The organism is Bacillus sp. J33 (genome assembly GCF_000518885.1).
GTDB lineage: Bacteria > Bacillota > Bacilli > Bacillales > Cytobacillaceae > Cytobacillus.
Map to the genome: position 1 here is coordinate 1 of NZ_JAEL01000077.1, position 18762 is coordinate 18762.

Here is an 18762-nt window from a genome sequence, read left to right on the forward strand (position 1 = left end):
AGCATTCTCCATTTCCAATTTCCTAATGTAACGTTCTTGATCTGTGTACTCTTTCCTTCGACCTCTATTGTCTAAGTAAAATGCTTGTCCCTCTTTTTGATATTTCCTCCACCAAGTCTTTACAGTATTTTTACTTGGTATATTTAGTTTGTTAGCTANCTGCTGTGCTGAGAAACCAGCTTCTTTTAACTGAATTGCTTCAGCCTTTATCTCCAAAGTATAACTTTGTAACCTTTGTCCTTTTTTTGCCATAAAAAATCACCCCTTAAGTCAATGTTGCCCAACTGTGGGTTTTTCAACATCTACTATAAGGGGTGCAGTCTATGCTGGCGGGGTTTCGTTTTTATTCTTTTGAAGAACGGATTCTGCTTTCTGTAGTGGCATCAAAGAAATGGGCTTTATTCATGTCAAAAGCCAAGTCAAGGTTTTGGCCTGGTTTAATATCTGTACGGGAATCAACACGTGCTACAAAGTCCTGGCCTTCGATGCTGGAGTAGATCATCGTTTCAGCACCAGTAAGCTCGGATACGTCAATACGGGCGTTGATTTTAGAACCCTGTGAAGCATCAATAAATACAGGCTCGTCATGAATATCTTCAGGACGGATGCCAAGAATGATATCTTTGCCTACATATCTTTGATCACGAAGAACCTTCATTTTCCCTTCTGGCACAGCTACCTTTGTTTGGCCCACCAGAAAATGGCCGTCTTCCAGCTTTCCATTAAAGAAGTTCATGGCAGGTGAGCCGATGAAACCGCCGACAAATACGTTCTCTGGCTTTTCGTAAACCTCTTTTGGTGCACCAACCTGCTGGATAACCCCATCTTTCATAACAACAAGGCGGGTTGCCATTGTCATGGCTTCTGTCTGATCATGCGTAACATAGATGGTAGTGGTTTGCAGGCGCTGGTGAAGCTTGGCAATTTCAGCACGCATTTGGACACGGAGCTTAGCATCAAGGTTTGATAAAGGTTCATCCATAAGGAATACTTTAGCATCCCGTACAATGGCGCGGCCTAAGGCAACACGCTGGCGCTGACCGCCGGATAAAGCTTTAGGTTTGCGGTCAAGGTAAGGCTCAAGGCCAAGTATTTTAGCTGCTTCTTTTACACGGCGTTCAATTTCGTCTTTCGGAAACTTGCGAAGCTTAAGTCCGAAAGCCATGTTATCATATACGGACATATGCGGATATAGGGCATAGTTCTGGAAAACCATTGCAATATCCCGATCTTTAGGCGGTACATCGTTTACTCGTTTTTCATCGATATAAAAGTCGCCTTTAGAAATTTCCTCTAGACCTGCTATCATTCGAAGTGTCGTAGATTTACCGCAGCCTGAAGGGCCGACAAAAACGATAAATTCCTTATCCTGGATATGAAGATTAAAGTCCTCTACTGCAGTGACTTTATTGTCATAAATTTTGTATATATTATCTAACTTTAGTTCAGCCATTAGGAAAACCTCCCAGTATTTTTTCTTACATTCAGTTTAAAGGATGTAAGGCTTTTCCCATATGTCTAAACTGCACAAAATTCCTGAAAGCGGTTTTATGCAACTTGTTCAAAGTCATAATTGTTCATACAGCAAACAAGCTAAATAAACTGTCACAGCACTATTAAAATCTTTTAATTGGATGCCTGTTTTCTCTGTGAATTTGTCTAATCTGTATTGCAGGGTATTGCGGTGGATATACAACTTTTTTGCTGTTAGGGAAACATTGGAGCTATGCTGCAAAAATACTTTAATGGTGTTTAATAGTTCAGGATCCTCTTTTAGCAAAGAGAGCCGGGAGAGCAGGCTTCTCTTTAAAAAGGTGTCCAGGCTGGCTGTCATCAGAGACGGTAATGTTTTTTCGAATGAAAATACCCTTTCTGAGGGCAGCAAAGAATAGGCCTGTTCAAAAAAATGTTTTTCTTCTTTAAACTGAATTGGAAAATCATCCCCAAGTGTATTGGGAGTACCAATATAAAAAGCTGTTTTAACAAAGAAGTCACTCTCCAAAGCATTGGAGATGGCCCGGAAATCTTCCTCTGTAAGCGGTTCAGTAAATTCTTCAATAATGACTCCCATTGAAGGGTTATTCCATAAAATAATAATATCTTTCTCAAAGAATCCTTTAAAAGCAGTTTCCATATCCTCCCGAAGCCAATCTCCCTCAGCTGTTTGAAATTGAATAAGCCGGTAAGGAGCGTTCCTGGCTGCCTTGGGAATATTCCCGTTAGCATATAAAAAATCAAACCATGTTTGTGCAGCGGGGTGAAGATGGGGAGAGGCGTCATGAAGTTCAAAAAGAGTTTTCAAAACCATCAGGGCATCCTCGGATAGATCTTTGGAAGGTATGCCGAGCCATTCGCCAGTTTTATGATCATAAAACCAGTATGCATTAGAGAAATTTTGGAAAACAGGCTTTTCTTCCATTAGTATTGAACCAGGATATTTGTCATGTAATTTTTTAAACATATTTCTTCCCTTTATTTGATTAATTTTTGTGTTTCTTATATTATAGCAGTTATAATTTAATTGAAAAAACTGCCGTATATGACTTAGTTTTTCGCTATTTTCGTATGGTTTGTTGCTTTTCAGGGCTAATAAAAGTTAACCAACTGAGCTGATTATAGCAGAGGGCACTCGACTCCTCGAAAATGCATTTGCATTTTCTTACAATGAGGTGATTATTCAAGAATGCTTTTGCAATGTCCTATTCCGAAGAGTGGGAAGTAGGGGAACCCCATAGGCGAAGCCGAGGAGGCTCTCATTCCTCCCCGCGGGAAAGCTGGAGTTTCCCGTACTGAAATCCACGGGCAAAGTTTATAAATAAAAACAACAATTTATGATAAAAAAGCCTATCTTTTATAATTAGTAAAGAATGTTAAGGGGTGAGGTCTATGGAGTACACACCAGAAATGAAAAACCGCTTGAAAAGGCTCGAAGGACAAGTGCGGGGTGTAATCCGAATGATGGAAGAAGAGAAGCATTGCAAGGATGTTGTTACACAATTATCCGCAGTCCGCTCTGCAGTCGATCGTGCCATGGGATATATCGTAGCAAAAAATCTTGAAACTTGTATACGTGATGCAAATACAGAAGGTAAAAACGCTGAAGATGCCATTCAGGAAGCAGTCAATATGATCGTAAAAAGCAGATAAAGTCTTTTTAACAGACTTAAAAAGGCGCCCGAACGGAATTCGTTCAGGTACCTTTTTTCAGGTCGCATGAAAGTACACTGAAGTTCGATTACTGCCAGTATGCACCGCCCGATCTATCTTATGAATCTGCTTTATGGGGCGGTTCTTCCTCACGAATTTCCCTTGCCTGTTCGATATTAACCTCTTCCCCCCGCCCGTGGACCGATCCTCCAGACAGACCTTCATTGATGATTCGATCAATGTCCATATAGGCTTTATCACGGCCTTCATAATCCAAGTCCTCTGACACCTGTGTTTTGTTTGATTTGTTCAATGATTTTCGCTCCTTTGCAAGAAATTAATGATATAGTGTTTATTCTCCCAAAAGAGCATAAAAGTCATACCGGATATTCATAGTGCTGTAAATCGATCATGCATATGCGAGTGAAAGCAGAAATAAAGAGTGGTTAAAACCTCTTTGCTTATTTATTCATAAACGTGAAATAACATTAATTCATGAATCTGCGATTTGAGGTCTTCCTCCTGGCTCACAGGTTTTTCGGATGTCCATTCGATTTTCCCATCAGGATGATAAATCCCTGTTACCTTTTGTTTTTTAAAATAAAAAGAAAATGTCCATCCCGGCAATTGCTTATTTTCATATAGCGGCTTGAATTGAAAGTGTGTTAGCATACGGCCTCCAATTGGCATTTGAATTTTCCCGTTTATTGTCCTTGTAAAAGGGAATGGAATAGGTGTAGAAATATTTTAACATTAAAAGGAGGCAAAAATGTTGAAAAGAAACAATAAATTTATGATGTCAGCCATGGCTCTTGGAGCAGCATATTTAATGAGAAATCCTGAATCCCGCCAAAAGCTTAAAGAGCAATTTCAATCATTTGCCGGTACTTCCTCTAAGAAAAGTAAAGTGAAAACAACTAAAAGCCCTATAACGACATAATAATGCGATGGTACAAGCACTTTGCTGAATTTGAATAAATCGAAATAAAAATAGCCGCGCACCACTGGTGTACGGCTATTTTTATTAACGCTGCGTTCGGAATTTTGTTGCTTTTCAGAGTTCAAAACCCCGCCATATTGAAAAATAAACGAGTGAGCTCTTTAGTCCTTTTACTTTCAATTGAAGCTTCATCGAAGCTCATAGGCTTTGAATTTATTTCGTAAATCACATAGCTGCCTTTATCCGTTAATCCCGCGTCCATTGAAAATTCTCCGAAGAGGCTTTTGTTTTTTTCCAGCAGTTTTCCGGCCTCGGATACAGCCATACCAATAAATTCATCATGTTGTTTTGTGCGGACCTTTTCATATGGGATCATTCTGCCTCCATTGGGGATATGAGTGGTAAGATCCTGATCCAGTGCCTGCCGGATACCAATACCGGTAACCCGATATTCACCTTGGCTGTAGTGGGCAAGAATCCTGAAATCAAATCGTTTGCCTTCAAACCTTGCGGGGCTTATTGCTTTCTGTGCCAAATAAGATCTGTCTGTAAGCGAGAGGTTCCATTCATTCCAAAAACTATCAAAATCCGTATAAGAAAAAGTTTCCCTTAGCCCGGTTAATATGAATTTTGCTTCATCCACATGGCTTAAGCGGTATATACCGTTGCCTTTAGCTCCAAGTACAGGCTTTAGGTATATGTGTCTGTGTTTGGCGATAAAATTTTTCAGCCCCATTTTATCAGTAATCCGAATTGTATCCGGTATAAACTTTTGTAATTCAGGGTGATCTTTTAAAAGTTGGTATACTTCATATTTATCGAGAAATCCCGGGTTGAAAAATGGAATGCTATGTTCCTTAAAAAAATGGCAGGCTTTTTGGAAAGCATCCGATTTCTCAAGCTTTCGGAATGGAACCCGGTTATAAACAAGATGGGGAAGCGGGCAGCAGGCCTGAATCCATTTGTTTTGCCCCGGCAAATATATATATCCGCTTATGGAATTCTCATTTATTCCTTCTGCAGTAAAAACATACGAAATCCCTTTGCTTTGCAGAATTTGTTTTTGCAGGGCCATAAATAATGGGGCATTCCCGGCCACTGTATTGTCTTTCCCCTTGCCCGTCAAGATCCCAATAATCGGTCCGGCATTCAGGTTTTTGCTTAATAATGAAAAGGAAAGTGCCCGTTGATCTATGTCTGGTATGCTGGATTTTAAAGGCTGCAAATTACCTCCAATCGTTGCCCCAGAATGACCGAACCACTCTTTGCTGGCCCAGTCATAAAAGACCTTCATCTGAAAATTGCCTCAGGCTTTGTAATGGACGCCTCAGCCAGGAAAACGGCAAATGACAATGAAAGCTTACGGGTAAGGAGGTCAAATTCGCGGAGCCGGGGGTGTTTGAAAATGGATCTTCCTGGCTTGGAGTTTGCTTCAAAAAGCCATATACTCCCTTTTCGGTCTAATCCAAAATCAAAGCCAATCTCCCCGATTATTCCTTCCATATTCTGTTCAAGTGCACTGCTGATACTAAGTGCTGCAGCTGTCAGCTTTTCCAATGCCTCTTCCTTCTCGTCCGCTGTTTCAAACACTTCATCTAATGTTTTTATAACTCCGCCGCTTTTAACATGGGTTGTAACACTGCCTGGCCCGGCAATTTTGGCGGCTGCAGCTGTAATTCTCCATTCACCGTTTTCATCTTTGTTGGTATGGATTCGGAAATCAATTGGGCGCTGGTTATACCGCAGTAAATGAATCCCTTGCTGGACAAGCATTCTGTTTAAATTTCTGCCGGCAAATACATGGCGCATTAAATTTTCCAGGCTGCTGTACCTTCTTAAGCGGTTTTCATCCTGCTCTCTGTAACGGCAATAATAAAACCCTTCCTTTTTATCATAAATAATTTGATGGATTCCAAGACCGAGGCTGCCGTTGACCGGTTTTAAGAAAACTTGGCCGTAATCGGCAAGCATCCTTTCTATTACGGAGTAAGAAGAAAAAGGATGCGTTTCTGGCAAATAACGGCTGATCGCTTTTTCATTTTGCAGTCTCTCATAAACATCCAATTTATTAAAGAAGCCCGGGTTATACCATGGAATTAAATATTCCTTCTGAAGCCGGTCCCGCACTTCCTTGAGCTCGTTCCTTCTTTCGCTTTTGCGATTGGGAAGCCTGTCGTAAACGACATTTGGAAAAGGAACTTCATGCGTCACCCATCCTTCCTGATGATAGAATAGGCCTTGGATTGTACCTTGATCCCAATTTATATGCTGCTCTCCGAATAAAAAAGGTATCGCTCCAACCGTTTTCTTGACTGATAAAAGTTTTGCGAAAAACAGGGTCCGATCACCAACTGGCCTCAAAGGAAAAGAGGTAAAACCGGATGTGAAAATTCCGACGAGCGGGCCTATATATAAGGTTCCATTGTTGGCAAAAGCATGCAGTGGGATATTCAAATCAGGGAAATTGAGTGCTTCTGCCACATCTTTACTAAGGACAATCGATTTTTTTTTCCCTTTATGGAGAACGAATGCAGCATCGACCGAATGGGTGCCAAATGCCAGGCTGGTCAGATGGGTATGGAGGTTTAGTTCATTTGGGATATAAACAGTTTGCGAGACTGACTCAAGAATTTCAATTTGATACTGTTTTCGCATAATTATGGCCCCTTTCATATTGTTTGCTTGACGCCAGGTGTTTTGCATAAAGGAGAGGAGCTGTATATAATTCTTCCTTTTTTTCAGGCAAGGTGTTTAGAATCGTTTTTCGGCCTGGTTTGGAGTTTACATCAAGAATCCAAATAGACCCATCTTTTTCTACACCTAAATCAATTCCCATTTCAAATAAGGGAGGGAGCTTTGCCTCTAGTGAAGAAGGCAGTGCCTGTTTAATTTCTTTAAGCTCCTCACAGATATAATTTCTAAGCGATGAAGGGAAGGAGGCAATCCAGTCATTAAAGGATGTATTGGTTCCGCCTGCACTTAAATTGGATATAATTCCGCCTTGCTTACCGATTCGGATTCCCCGGCCGATTTCCTTCCAATTGCCTTCGGGATCTTTTTGCATTAAAATCCTAATATCGTACGGATGGCCATCTTTATTTGAGAGATTTACATAAGGCTGTATGAGATATTTCCGCTTTGCTATCAGCCTAGTGAGCCATTTGATTGCCTTTTCGGTTTTTTCAAACGTATGGACAATCTGTGCTTCTCTCTTATCTGTTTTAACCAAAATGTCAGTCCCTTTTTTTTCAATATAGTAGATTCCCTGGCCCTGGGATCCGCTGGCAGGCTTTATAATTAAAGGTTTATCATGGACCAGGCTATCAATGAAATGTTCAGCGCTTGTAAAAGCAGCTGTTTTTAACAGATAAGGTGAAATGCTTGAATGGGAGAGGAGTTCATATAATTCAAGTTTATTCGGCAATCCATAGCCGAGAAATTGGATATCATCCCTTGCTTTCAGCCAATTAACAATGGACATGCACTGTCTTGAGTGGGAATCCTCCCCATAAAAACACCGGTCATACAGGATATCGGGAACAGAAAATTCCTTTGGATCCCAGCTGCCTGAACTTGGATTAAAGATATCACCGCTGATTTTTTCTGATGCCGGGCGGATGTCAGAAGGTATGAAACGGCAGCATTGAATCCCATGTTCATGGGCTCTTTTCGCTAATTCCAAAAAGTAAGATTTCTCGCTGCGTTTATTTAATGTCATGATTCCAAATGATAGCATTTTAGTTATCCTCCTTTACAGGTATACCTGAAAAAGATAAGGCTGTCGCATACTCGATAAGAGCTTTGGCAGAGGGCCTTATTTTTTTATCGCTGTCTTCAAAGTTTTTGGAAGGCTTTGAATTGACTTCAATAATCCATAGCTTTCCAAGTTGATCAATACCTATATCAACACCTAGTTCACCAATAAGCCCAACGCATTTTTGACTAATGATTGAGGCTGCTTCGACAGCTAGCTCCTTCATGAGTGCTAGCTGCTGTATGGCTGTTTTCTGATCTGACAAGGCTGAAAAGATCCTTAGCGGCTTCATAGCCTCCCCGCCCCTAGCTATGTTGGATACAAACTGCTGCTCAGCAGAAATTCGCGCAACCGCTGATGTGGCTTTCCATGTATCCTGAAAATTTTTGTTGCAAAGCACCCGAAAATCAAGCTGCCTGTTTTTATAGGTTTGCAGGGGAATTGCCTGCTGTGCTAAAAAGATTCTTTTCTTTTGCTGCTGCTTAAACCAATGGGTAAAACGGGTATAGTTCTCAAACTGAAGTGTTTCTTCCTTTCGGCTCCCAGATGACAATTCTGCGAGAATTTCTTCGCCGTTTAAAGTAATCCTGATGATATTCCGGCCCTGGCTTCCATGTATCGGTTTTATATAAAGCTTCCCATGTTTATTGAGCATTTTTTTTATTGCAGACTCTTCTGCCATTGAGGTTTCAGGAAGATAGGGCTGCATATGTTCCTCGGAATAGAGAAGATTGTGAACCTCATTTTTTGATAAGAAACTGTCATTAAAGAATGGAATGGATAAACTGCTTATGCTGTTCCTGAAAGATTGGAACAAAGGGCTTGCTTCAAGGGCTCTTGAGTGAATACGGTTATAAATGACACCAGGAAGCGGAATCCTTCTTTTGATCCACTGGCCGGATTGAAGGCAATAGCCTTGAAGGCTTCCTTTTTCGTAATCCTTAAAGTGAAACACATGAAAAAAGCCTCCCATGTTCAATACAACTTCATGCAGCTCGTAGCAAAATGCATGAATGGAGCGAAAGTCCGGCTCTTCGCCCTTGTCATTCAAATCCGTCAGGAGCCCGATAATGGGTCCAATGGTAATGGAATAGCCTTTCTTCGAATAACTTGCAAGAAAGTTCATCTCTTCAATCGGGAGGAAGCACTCCTGAAGCAAACGATCACTGACTAAAAGTTCATTCTTTGTAACGTTCGCACCTTCTATGGAAACCTGTATGGAGTGCCTTCCAATGTGAAGAGTATGGGTCATTTGCAAATCTATATTCCAGTAATGGATAAGAGAATGGCTCATTTGAATGTGATGCATATTTTCTTGAAACATTTTTACCGGAACAATCGTAATAGGCAATAGAGATACTGACATGATCATTCCTCATTTGCTCGTCTTTGTGTGTGAGCGTACCGCAGGTTAACGGGCAGTAAATCCAGCACTTTGGAGAGGTATTAAGCAGATAGAATTTGGGGATAACTGCCCGTAAAAGCCTGGTTGGCTCAACTAACCATCAGTGGAAATGGTTTTTTATAAAATGAATTAGCTGCCGGATATAAGCTTCCTGCGACTTTTAAGTACAAAACTCCCGCTGATGGAAGTTTCGCTGTATAATGAAAAAATAGGCAAAAGCTGATACGGTATCGTATGTAACAACGTGAAAAATGGTGCAATGGCGGAGCGGGCGAATGCTGGCATACAGGGTTTCGCATGGGCAAGGCGCTTCCGCTTTTCTAAATTTGTGCATGGAAGGTAGATGTTAATGCAAATCGCAATTACAATTTTATTTATGATTATAATAGGGGCTGTAATAGGGGGATTTACAAACTCTTTGGCTATTAAAATGCTGTTCAGGCCTTATAAGCCAATTTACATAAAAAATTGGAGAGTCCCCTTTACTCCGGGACTTATACCAAAGCGCAGGGATGAGCTTGCCGCGCAAATGGGGAAAATGGTAACGGATCATTTGCTTACACCTGAAAGCATTCAGCGAAAATTTTTAAATGAAGCCTTTCAAAAGGATATGACATTGCTTGTTCAAAAGGAACTTGAGAACATGCTGAATACCAGGAAAACACCTGAAGAGCTGCTCGGGGTTCTTGGTATTCATAATGCAAAAGAAAAAGCTGAAGGCAAGCTTAATCAATTTGTTGAAGAAAAATATGAAACATTAATGGCAAAGTACCGCAGCAAACCTCTGAGAGAAGTCATCTCACCGGAGATCATCCAAAAAGCAGATGGAAAGCTCCCTGTTATTTCTTCTTATATACTTGAAAAAGGAGTCGACTATTTTTCCAGCATCGAAGGGAAAATGCGCATTCAGCGCATGGCTGATGACTTTGTCCGTGAACGAAGCGGTGTGCTGAGCAATATGCTGCAAATGTTCATGGGAAATATCAACCTTGCTGATAAAATTCAGCCGGAAATTGTAAGGTTTTTAAAGAATGAAGGCACCGCAGACTTGATAACAACTATCCTGAAGAAAGAATGGGAAAAGGTGCTTGATTGGGAAACAGAACGGATCGAAAAGCAATTTGAAAAAGAAAAACTTGTAAAGATGATCAAAAGTTTTGTCCAAAAAGCAGTTAAGCTCGACGGATTATTTCAAAAGCCACTTTCTGAGCTGACGATTGCCTACAGAGGGAAAGTTATTGATGAGATGGCTCCAAAAAGCGTTGAATTGCTCGGCAGCTGGCTTTCACGCCGCATTGATGTTCTTATGGAGCGACTGCATCTGGCTGAAATAGTCCGGCAGCAGGTAGAAACTTTCTCTGTCGAGAGGCTTGAGGAAATGGTATTGTCCATTACAAGAAGCGAGCTGAAAATGATTACTTATCTAGGTGCATTGCTGGGCGGCCTAATTGGGCTTTTCCAGGGGATTCTGGTCATTTTTATTAATTAAAAGGGTATCGCCTCGCGTTTACTGTCATAGTTTGTTATAGTGGAGTGGATGTTCAAAGTACGGGAAATAGTATGTGCTTATTATTCTCCTTTTTTGAACGAGAATTGGAAGGAGTGTTTAAAATGGCAGTAAATTTATATGATTCAGCCTATGAACTAGAGAAAGCAGTGCGTGAAAGCGATGAATACAATGCTTTAAAACAAGCGTACGATGATGTGAATGCAGATCCTTCTGCAAAAACAATGTTTGAAAACTTCCGCAATATCCAGATGGAACTTCAGCAAAAGCAAATGATGGGCCAGGATATTACACAGGAAGAAGTAGAACAGGCACAAAAAACAGTTGCTCTTGTACAGCAGCATGAACAAATTTCCAAGCTAATGGAAGCGGAGCAGCGCATGAGCATGATGATTGCGGAAATGAACAAAATTATCATGAAGCCTCTTGAAGAACTGTATGGTGCTGCTGAATAAAGAGCTATTTAAACCTCCCGGATTATACTTCGGGAGGTTTTTTATTTCAGGAAAAGTGTATTTCGCAGTATTAAACAGAATGAGGTTTGGGTACCTTTAAGATAGATATTGGTGCTAAGGAAAGAAGGTGAAAAAATGAAAAAAGCCATTTTTCTCGACCGGGATGGTGTTTTAAACGAAGTTTTATCTGACAGAGTCAAATTTGTCAACAAGCCTGAGCAGCTATATTTACTTGATGGGGCAGCAGAAGCAGTAGCCGAATTGACAAAAGCAGGGTATGAAATTTTTGTTGTAACCAATCAAGGTGGCGTTGGGCTGGGGTTTTTAAAAGAAAGAGAATTAAAGAGAATTCACGAAAGACTGCAGGAGCTTGTTGCAGAAAAAGGGGGCCATATTAAAGAAGTAGCCTATTGCCCTCATAAGCCGAAAGCAGGGTGTGAATGCCGCAAACCGAATGCAGGTATGCTGCTTGATCTTGCTGAAAGATATAATCTCGATCTAGCTAAAAGCATAATGGTCGGCGATCACGAGCGGGATATTGAGGCAGGCAAGAAGGCTGGCTGTAAAACTGTTTTTATTGGATCAGATCCAACAGGAGCAGATATCCAGGCAGCATCTCTCTTTGAGGCAGTAGAAGATATACTGGAATTGCTTAAATGAGAGAGGATAAGCCGCTTCACAGACTGGCTGGAAGCGGCTTTTTATTTAACGATAATTGAATAATAGAACTAGCGTGCCCCGCCAAGCTGCTGCTCAGCCATTTGCACAAGACGCTTAGTGATTTCTCCGCCTACAGATCCATTTGCTCTTGAAGATGTTTCCGGGCCAAGGTTCACACCGAATTCTGTTGCGATTTCATACTTCATTTGATCAATTGCCTGACTGACTCCTGATACTAAAAGCTGATTCGAATTGTTGTTTCTTGCCATGTAAATCATCTCCTTGGTGTAGTTTTCTTGATTGTTACAGTCATAGTTTTAGAAGAGGAAATAAAATTTATTCATAGTTACATTTGGTAAATTAAGGATTTTTCCTTGGTTAGTCTGGAGCTAAACCCCTATAAAGCAAATAAAATGGTTTATAAGAGGGATAAATCCTTTTATAAGCCGGATAAATATTTTTTTAATATGGACAAAACCAAATATAATGCGATTAAATAATTTATTACAGGCAGCCGCACCTGAAAAAATTCGGGACATCCGTACATACATTACAAAGTGACGTCAAGGCTCACCGTTATACAGCTGCAAATCCAAACCGCCAGGAAATGAACGAACTCAGCAGAACAGCTGCCATCATAAGTCCAAAAAATGCCCAATCTTTCCACGAAACAGTGATTTTATGATAAAACTCTCTATTTTTTTCCCTGTAAATCCTTTCGACTCCATTGCCATGGCTGTTCTCTCTGCTTTACGGATAGCTCCGGCCAGCAGTGGGACGGCATACCTCTTTAGCTCCGATATTTTTCCGAAAATGATCTAGCTTTTGCTACTCCCCTGATGCGATGAGTACTTGAGCTTTTCGAAATATGGAATCTGAAGAGAGAATTCCTTTATAATCTTCTGTTCCTTCCATAAATCTTGAGGTGTTCCCTCATAAACCATTTTTCCTTTTGAAAGGACAATCACTTTATCTGCATACGTATGGATGAGTTCCATATCATGAGTAATCATGACCACCGATCCGCCGCTTCGGATTTTTTCTTCCAGGGTAGCCATAAGATCGCGTGTTCTTTAATGGTTAATTATGTAACGATTTTATAAGATAACTTAAGAAAAGTTTTTGCATTGTCCATGTAATGTTCTAATCTATTGCAAATCCTCATAAAAGTGTAATAGGACAATTTTACACCGAGAATAGGGGGCAATGTGGATGATATACCGGATGCTTGCTTTAAATATTGACGGAACACTTCTCCAATCAAATGGAAGACTCCATAAATCAACTAAAGAAGCGATCGAATATGTTCAGCAAAAAGGAATTTATGTGACACTCGTAACTTCAAGGAGCTTTCCGTCTGCAAAAAAAGTGGCGAAAGCCCTGAAAATCAATTCATTCCTGATTACCCATAGGGGAGCTTATATTGCTGCTTCCCAGGAAAAACCGATTTTTGTAAAACGAATACAGGAAGATGAAACGTTTGAAATCGTGCGCCTGCTTGAAGGCTTCACATGCCAAATCAGGCTGGTACACGAAAAATATTCGCTGGCCAATAAAACCAAGCTAAATTCCAATATGCTTGCCAAAACCGTTTTTACTACAGGTGATCCTATCTTTTACTCCCAGCAATTTGTAGATTCATTGAGCGATACGATTTTAGATGAGCCTGTCACACCTCCTAAAATAGAAGTCTACTTTGAAGATAAAGAGGACCTTCAGGATGCACAGGCAGCTATTAAAGGCATGTTTGAAAATATTGATACCATTAAATTGAGCGACCTCCGCATGGATATTGTTCCTGCAGGAGTATCGAAGCTAAACGGATTGCTTTATTTGGGGGAGCACCTGGGAATCTCACGGGATCAGATGGTCGTCATCGGCGACTCCTCGGATGATCTGGAAATGATTGAAGCAGCCGGTCTCGGTGTAGCAATGGGCAATGCCCCTGCCGAACTAAAAAAAGCAGCTGACTGGCTAACCCGATCAAATAACCAGAACGGTGTCAGCTACATGGTCAAAGAGCACTTCCGCAAGCAGCAGCCAATCGAATTTTTAAAGAAAATGAATCTATTAAAATAAAGCAGCGAAAGAGAGTCCGATTATCATAATCGGCTCTTTTTTGCTGCAGCAAACCATAAATGCCGGGTCATATAGTTTTTCGATCAATGGAATAAAAAGGGGACAGGACGTAATTCTAAGAAGGAATGATGCATAAAAGCAAAGGGCGGCACAAAAAAGGGAAAAACCAACGTAATCATTTTCGCTCTGTCAAAAAAGAGAATTCGCTGCGCAATCGAGTCCGTGAAAAACGAGGAGAAACATAACTGAAGCATTAATAATGCTCTCTATATAGCAGTATTTTAATCTAATAGGAATCTTTTCCCCTGTATTGACCTTGTTTCCCCATTTCTGTACACTTAAAGAAGTTTGTCGTCATTAGAATGCTTAATATAACAGACGTTTCAGCTGCCAGGTACAAAGGCAGCTTCCATTATATTTTTATAAAAGGTGATCGTTTTGAACATTTCAATTTTAGGTCTACAGGATGAACGGTTCCAACGGCCGCTCGGGCTGATTGGAAATCTCTTTTTTGAGGAGTGCAAAGTCGTACTGGGAGATACCGGAGAAGCTGATCTTACGATTAGTGTTCAGCTTGAACATGGAAATAACATTAAAGCCCAGGCAGAACTTGCAGATAAAGAAGGCAATAAACTGTCAGCAGCTTTTGAAAAGGAATTTGTGCCCGCAGAGAATGAGAAAGAGAATTTCAAACAAATAAAAAATGCTGTTTCTCATGTTTATTTAACCGTTTTGCAAGACTGGACAGGCATGATCCAAAAATGGGGAATATTAACCGGTGTCCGGCCAACGAAACTTCTCCACCGTGCGATGCAGAACCAAATTCCTCAGCAAGAGGCCCATCAGCAGCTAAAGGAAGAGTACTTGATCACAGACGAAAAAATTCAGCTTATGCAGAATATCGTAGACAGGCAGCTTGCGGTTGTTCCGGATCTTTATGAGCTGAAAAATGAAGTCAGCATTTATATTGGCATTCCTTTCTGTCCAACAAAATGTGCGTATTGCACTTTCCCCGCCTATGCGATTAATGGCAGACAGGGTTCTGTGAATTCATTTCTTGGCGGGCTGCATTACGAAATGCGCAAAATCGGCGAGTGGCTGAAAGAAAATGACGTTAAGATAACGACTGTATATTACGGAGGCGGAACTCCAACAAGCATCACCGCAGAAGAGATGGATATGCTTTATGAGGAAATGTATACATCCTTTCCGGACGTAAAGAACATCCGAGAGGTAACAGTAGAAGCGGGACGCCCGGATACTATTACACCTGAGAAATTAGAAGTGCTGAAGAAGTGGAATATTGACCGTATCAGCATAAATCCTCAGTCCTATATCCAGGAAACATTGAAAGCCATTGGCCGCCACCATACAGTTGAGGAAACAGTTGATAAATTTCATCTTGCCCGCAATATGGGAATGAATAACATCAATATGGATTTGATTATTGGTCTTCCTGGGGAAGGGGCTTCTGAGTTTACGCATACTTTGAATGAAACGGAGAAGCTGATGCCGGAATCTTTAACTGTCCATACATTGTCTTTTAAACGCGCATCGGAAATGACGAAAAATAAGCAGAAATATAAGGTAGCAGATCGCGATGAAATAGAAAGAATGATGGAAATGGCGGAGAACTGGACGAAGGAGCATAATTACCATCCTTATTACCTATACCGCCAAAAAAACATCCTTGGCAATCTTGAAAATGTCGGCTATGCCCTTCCAGACCAGGAGAGCATCTATAACATCATGATTATGGAAGAACAGCAGACAATTATCGGGCTTGGATGTGGAGCGTCCAGTAAATTTATAGATCCGCAAACAGGAAAAATCACTCATTTTGCCAATCCTAAAGATCCAAAATCATATAATGACAGTTTTGAGCATTATACAAATGAGAAATTGAAAATTTTAAACGAACTTTTCGATAAACAAAAATCCCTTGCCGAATAAGCGGGGATTTTTTTAAAACATTTAATTTTGGAATATTTAGAAAACAATGAAGGATTTCTCAAAAATAAATAGAATGAAATAGGTATTACCGATCATAAATATCTATGATCACAAATGTAAGCGTTTACCAAAAGGGGGAATTGTGATGATGATGCAAACACCTTTGACCATGACGCAAATGATTAAACGGGCAGAAAAGTATTTTCCAAAGAAATTAGTCGTTTCAAGAACGTCCAGCGGTATTCAGAGATTTACATATAAAGAGATTGCAGGGCGTACCAGAAAGCTGGCAGAAAGCCTCCAAAAACTTGGAGTTGAAAGAGGGGATAGGGTCGGAACACTTGCGTGGAACCACCATCGCCATCTAGAGGCCTATTTTGCCATTCCTTGCAGCGGGGCAGTTCTTCATACAATTAATATCCGCCTTTCACCGCAGCATATTTCCTATATTATAAATCATGCTGAAGATAAGATCTTGCTAATCGACCCTGACATCGTTCCGTTAATCGAAATGGTGAAGGATGAGTTAAAGACCGTTAAGGCATTCATTATCATGACTGATGATAATGATCTGCCTGAGACATCGCTTTCTCCTGTTTACCATTATGAAAAACTAATTGAAGAAGCAAGTGGAGATTATGAATATCCGGATGATTTAGATGAGAATTCAGCTGCAGGTATGTGCTATACTTCCGCAACAACTGGCAACCCAAAAGGTGTTGTATATTCACATAGAGGCATAGTTCTCCACAGCATGGCACTAGGAATGGCAGATAGTGCAGCGGTAAGCGAGAAAGATATCGCTCTTCCAGTGGTGCCGATGTTCCATGTAAATGCATGGGGGCTTCCATTTGCAGCGGTTTGGTTTGGGACAACACTAGTTTTGCCAGGGCCTTATTTTACACCAAAGCTTCTGGCAGAGCTTATCCAGTCAGAAAAAGTTACCATTACAGCAGGGGTGCCGACAATCTGGCTGGGCCTCTTAAAAGAGCTGGATGAAAATGAATATGACATGAGTTCACTCCGTTCGGTTCTGTGCGGAGGCTCTGCAGCACCGAAAGGCATGATTAAGGCTTTCGAGCAAAAACATAAAATACCTTTCATGCATGCTTATGGCATGACTGAAACTAGTCCGCTTGTTGTTATCTCCACTCTAAAAAGCTATCAGGAAGAGCTTTCCCCTGAAGAACAGCTTGATATTAAAGCCAAGCAAGGCATCCTGGTTCCAGGGCTGGAGATGAAGGCTGTCGGGAAGGATGGAGAAGCTGCCTGGGACGGCAAGGAAATGGGTGAGCTTGCAATAAGAGGGCCGTGGATTGCTTCCGAATATTACAAGGATGAACGGACTAATGAAGCATTCCGTGATGGCTGGCTATATACTGGAGATGTAGTAACCATTGATGAAGAGGGCTTTATGAAAATTGTTGACCGGACAAAGGATTTGATTAAGAGCGGGGGAGAGTGGATCTCATCCGTAGATATCGAAAACGCCTTAATGGCACATGAAGCTGTGTTCGAGGCAGCTGTTGTTGCTGTGCCGCATGAGCAGTGGCAAGAACGCCCTCTCGCATGCGTTGTACTAAAAGAGCCGTTTAAAGGGCAAACAAGCAAGGAAGAGTTATATGATTTCCTTAAACCGCAGTTTGCGAAATGGTGGCTTCCAGATGAAATATTATTCCTTGAGGATATACCGAAAACTTCTGTTGGCAAGTTCCTTAAGAGGGCATTAAGGGATCAGGTTCAGAAAGAGTATACAAAAAATACAAAGTGAATCATTAAAGGCAGCATCCTTCTGAGGGTGCTGCTTATTTATGGTCTGCCAGCCGTTAGGCCAGAATCCCCTACTTTTAGCCGATAAAAGTTCGAATATGACCGATAGCTTTCTATTGTTAGCCGAAAACGTCAAAAATGGCAGTTAATCTTTTCGAAATAAAAAAGACACCGAAGGATAAGTGACAAAATTTAAAATTTTTAGATAAAATGCTTTTTAAATATAATAATACTCTTTATAATAAAAGGAGCAATAAAAAGGAGGGGATGGATTTTGGCAATAGATTTTGTAACTGAAACTGTTAACCTGGAAATCGATGGTCGTGTTGCAACCGTTGAAATGAACAGGCCGGAATCATTAAATGCATTAAATGTTGAAATGCTAAAAGGATTATTGGCTGTAATAAAGGAAGTCAGCCAGATGGATGAGGTTGATATTGTTGTATTAAAAGGCAATGGACGCGCGTTTTCCTCTGGCGGCGATATTAAAACAATGCTTCTGGAAGCCAGTGAAAGCGATTTCTCTACAGTTATGGATTGCATCAATGAATTGGTTGTAACACTATACAGCATACCGAAGCTGACGATAAGCGAAGTTACAGGCGCAGCTGCAGGCCTTGGTTTTAGCCTTGCGTTAGCTACCGATTATATTTTGGCAGAAAAGAACAGCAAATTGGCAATGAATTTTATTGGCATAGGTTTAATTCCGGATGGAGGCTCTCATTTCTTTCTTCAGCAGCGCATTGGCGAGGATAAAACCAAGCAATTAATCTGGGAAGGAAAAGTGCTTACAGCAGATGAAGCCCTGCAAATGGGGCTCATCCATGAAATAGCAGAAGATCATTTAAGTGAAGCAATTAAAGCGAAATTGCAAAAATGGCTAAACAGCCCAACAGAAGCGATGATTAAAACAAAAAAAATCCTTGCAGACAAAAATCGCCCCCTGTTATTAAAAGTATTGGAGCTTGAAAAGCTTGGCCAGCATAAAATGAGGCAAACCGAGGATCACAAAGAGGGCATCCAGGCCTTTATTGAAAAAAGAAAGCCAGTTTTCAAAGGAAAGTAGTAATACGCAAAAAAAGCAAAGAACCC

21 protein-coding genes are annotated in these 18762 nt (G+C 40.8%); 9 read left to right on the forward strand and 12 right to left on the reverse strand.

Going from position 1 to position 18762, the window contains the following annotated elements; all coding sequences use genetic code 11:
* The 3 genes from L634_RS0119890 to L634_RS0119900 all read right to left on the reverse strand — a co-directional run.
* On the reverse strand, positions 1–252 hold a 252-nt coding region (locus tag L634_RS0119890), incomplete at its 3' end, for a helix-turn-helix domain-containing protein (protein WP_026583953.1).
* A gap of 91 nt (positions 253–343) precedes the next feature.
* Positions 344–1453: an ABC transporter ATP-binding protein gene (locus L634_RS0119895; RefSeq protein ID WP_026583954.1), complete on the reverse strand. Its 1110-nt coding sequence runs from the start codon at positions 1451–1453 to the stop codon at positions 344–346.
* Between the two features lie 114 nt (positions 1454–1567).
* Positions 1568–2461 carry a PucR family transcriptional regulator gene (locus tag L634_RS0119900; protein WP_026583955.1) on the reverse strand — a complete coding sequence of 298 codons (894 nt, stop codon included), beginning with the start codon at positions 2459–2461 and terminating at the stop codon, positions 1568–1570.
* Positions 2462–2886: 425 nt separating this feature from the next.
* Here L634_RS0119900 and L634_RS0119905 point away from each other — a divergent pair, with 425 nt between their 5' ends.
* Complete coding sequence (locus L634_RS0119905) at positions 2887–3147, forward strand: metal-sensitive transcriptional regulator (protein WP_026583956.1); 261 nt, start codon at positions 2887–2889, stop codon at positions 3145–3147.
* A 118-nt stretch (positions 3148–3265) separates the two neighbouring features.
* Here the strand turns inward: L634_RS0119905 and L634_RS0119910 are convergent, their stop codons facing one another.
* Together L634_RS0119910 and L634_RS0119915 are read right to left on the reverse strand one after the other, a co-directional pair.
* A complete protein-coding gene (locus L634_RS0119910) occupies positions 3266–3460 on the reverse strand; it encodes a hypothetical protein (RefSeq protein ID WP_026583957.1) in 195 nt (64 codons plus the stop codon).
* A 152-nt stretch (positions 3461–3612) separates the two neighbouring features.
* Positions 3613–3819, reverse strand: a complete 207-nt coding sequence (locus L634_RS0119915) for a YheE family protein (protein ID WP_026583958.1) — start codon at positions 3817–3819, stop codon at positions 3613–3615.
* Between the two features lie 97 nt (positions 3820–3916).
* On the opposite strand from L634_RS0119915, the gene L634_RS33955 reads away from it, so the two are divergent.
* The gene (locus L634_RS33955; RefSeq protein WP_198029803.1) at positions 3917–4087 is read left to right on the forward strand and encodes a hypothetical protein; all 171 of its coding nucleotides are present in this window, start codon (positions 3917–3919) and stop codon (positions 4085–4087) included.
* A gap of 121 nt (positions 4088–4208) precedes the next feature.
* Here the strand turns inward: L634_RS33955 and L634_RS0119925 are convergent, their stop codons facing one another.
* The 4 genes from L634_RS0119925 to L634_RS31435 are packed head-to-tail and all read right to left on the reverse strand — an operon-like array spanning position 4209 to position 9207.
* Positions 4209–5381, reverse strand: a complete 1173-nt coding sequence (locus L634_RS0119925) for a YheC/YheD family endospore coat-associated protein (protein WP_026583959.1) — start codon at positions 5379–5381, stop codon at positions 4209–4211.
* Entirely contained in the window at positions 5378–6742 is a 1365-nt protein-coding gene (locus L634_RS0119930; protein ID WP_026583960.1) for a YheC/YheD family endospore coat-associated protein, read from the reverse strand. The genes L634_RS0119925 and L634_RS0119930 overlap by 4 nt, the downstream gene beginning before the upstream one ends.
* The gene (locus L634_RS0119935; RefSeq protein WP_026583961.1) at positions 6720–7823 is read right to left on the reverse strand and encodes a YheC/YheD family endospore coat-associated protein; all 1104 of its coding nucleotides are present in this window, start codon (positions 7821–7823) and stop codon (positions 6720–6722) included. Before L634_RS0119935 ends, L634_RS0119930 begins: the two co-directional genes overlap by 23 nt.
* Position 7824: 1 nt before the next feature.
* Positions 7825–9207, reverse strand: a complete 1383-nt coding sequence (locus tag L634_RS31435; protein ID WP_034262949.1) for a YheC/YheD family endospore coat-associated protein — start codon at positions 9205–9207, stop codon at positions 7825–7827.
* 388 nt (positions 9208–9595) lie between these two features.
* Between L634_RS31435 and L634_RS0119945 the strand changes: the two genes are divergently transcribed.
* From L634_RS0119945 to L634_RS0119955, 3 genes are all read left to right on the forward strand, one after another.
* Positions 9596–10735, forward strand: a complete 1140-nt coding sequence (locus L634_RS0119945) for a DUF445 domain-containing protein (RefSeq protein ID WP_026583962.1) — start codon at positions 9596–9598, stop codon at positions 10733–10735.
* Positions 10736–10857: 122 nt separating this feature from the next.
* Complete coding sequence (locus tag L634_RS0119950) at positions 10858–11208, forward strand: YlbF family regulator (protein WP_026583963.1); 351 nt, start codon at positions 10858–10860, stop codon at positions 11206–11208.
* A gap of 135 nt (positions 11209–11343) precedes the next feature.
* Positions 11344–11868 carry a D-glycero-alpha-D-manno-heptose-1,7-bisphosphate 7-phosphatase gene (locus tag L634_RS0119955; protein WP_026583964.1) on the forward strand — a complete coding sequence of 175 codons (525 nt, stop codon included), beginning with the start codon at positions 11344–11346 and terminating at the stop codon, positions 11866–11868.
* Positions 11869–11936: 68 nt separating this feature from the next.
* Here the strand turns inward: L634_RS0119955 and L634_RS0119960 are convergent, their stop codons facing one another.
* From L634_RS0119960 to L634_RS0119965, 3 genes are all read right to left on the reverse strand, one after another.
* Entirely contained in the window at positions 11937–12137 is a 201-nt protein-coding gene (locus tag L634_RS0119960) for an alpha/beta-type small acid-soluble spore protein (protein ID WP_026583965.1), read from the reverse strand.
* 366 nt (positions 12138–12503) lie between these two features.
* Positions 12504–12686, reverse strand: a complete 183-nt coding sequence (locus tag L634_RS32880) for a CbiQ family ECF transporter T component (protein WP_442852713.1) — start codon at positions 12684–12686, stop codon at positions 12504–12506.
* Entirely contained in the window at positions 12687–12926 is a 240-nt protein-coding gene (locus tag L634_RS0119965) for a hypothetical protein (RefSeq protein ID WP_026583966.1), read from the reverse strand. It lies immediately after the preceding gene.
* Between the two features lie 154 nt (positions 12927–13080).
* On the opposite strand from L634_RS0119965, the gene L634_RS0119970 reads away from it, so the two are divergent.
* The 4 genes from L634_RS0119970 (at position 13081) to L634_RS0119985 (ending at position 18736) form a co-directional block, all read left to right on the forward strand.
* The gene (locus tag L634_RS0119970; protein WP_026583967.1) at positions 13081–13947 is read left to right on the forward strand and encodes a Cof-type HAD-IIB family hydrolase; all 867 of its coding nucleotides are present in this window, start codon (positions 13081–13083) and stop codon (positions 13945–13947) included.
* 438 nt (positions 13948–14385) lie between these two features.
* Positions 14386–15900 carry a coproporphyrinogen III oxidase gene (locus tag L634_RS0119975; RefSeq protein WP_026583968.1) on the forward strand — a complete coding sequence of 505 codons (1515 nt, stop codon included), beginning with the start codon at positions 14386–14388 and terminating at the stop codon, positions 15898–15900.
* Positions 15901–16045: 145 nt separating this feature from the next.
* On the forward strand, positions 16046–17671 hold the full coding sequence (locus tag L634_RS0119980) for a long-chain fatty acid--CoA ligase (protein ID WP_034262951.1): 1626 nt from the start codon (positions 16046–16048) through the stop codon (positions 17669–17671).
* Between the two features lie 273 nt (positions 17672–17944).
* Positions 17945–18736 carry an enoyl-CoA hydratase gene (locus L634_RS0119985; protein WP_026583970.1) on the forward strand — a complete coding sequence of 264 codons (792 nt, stop codon included), beginning with the start codon at positions 17945–17947 and terminating at the stop codon, positions 18734–18736.
* The last annotated feature ends 26 nt before the right edge of the window (positions 18737–18762 follow it).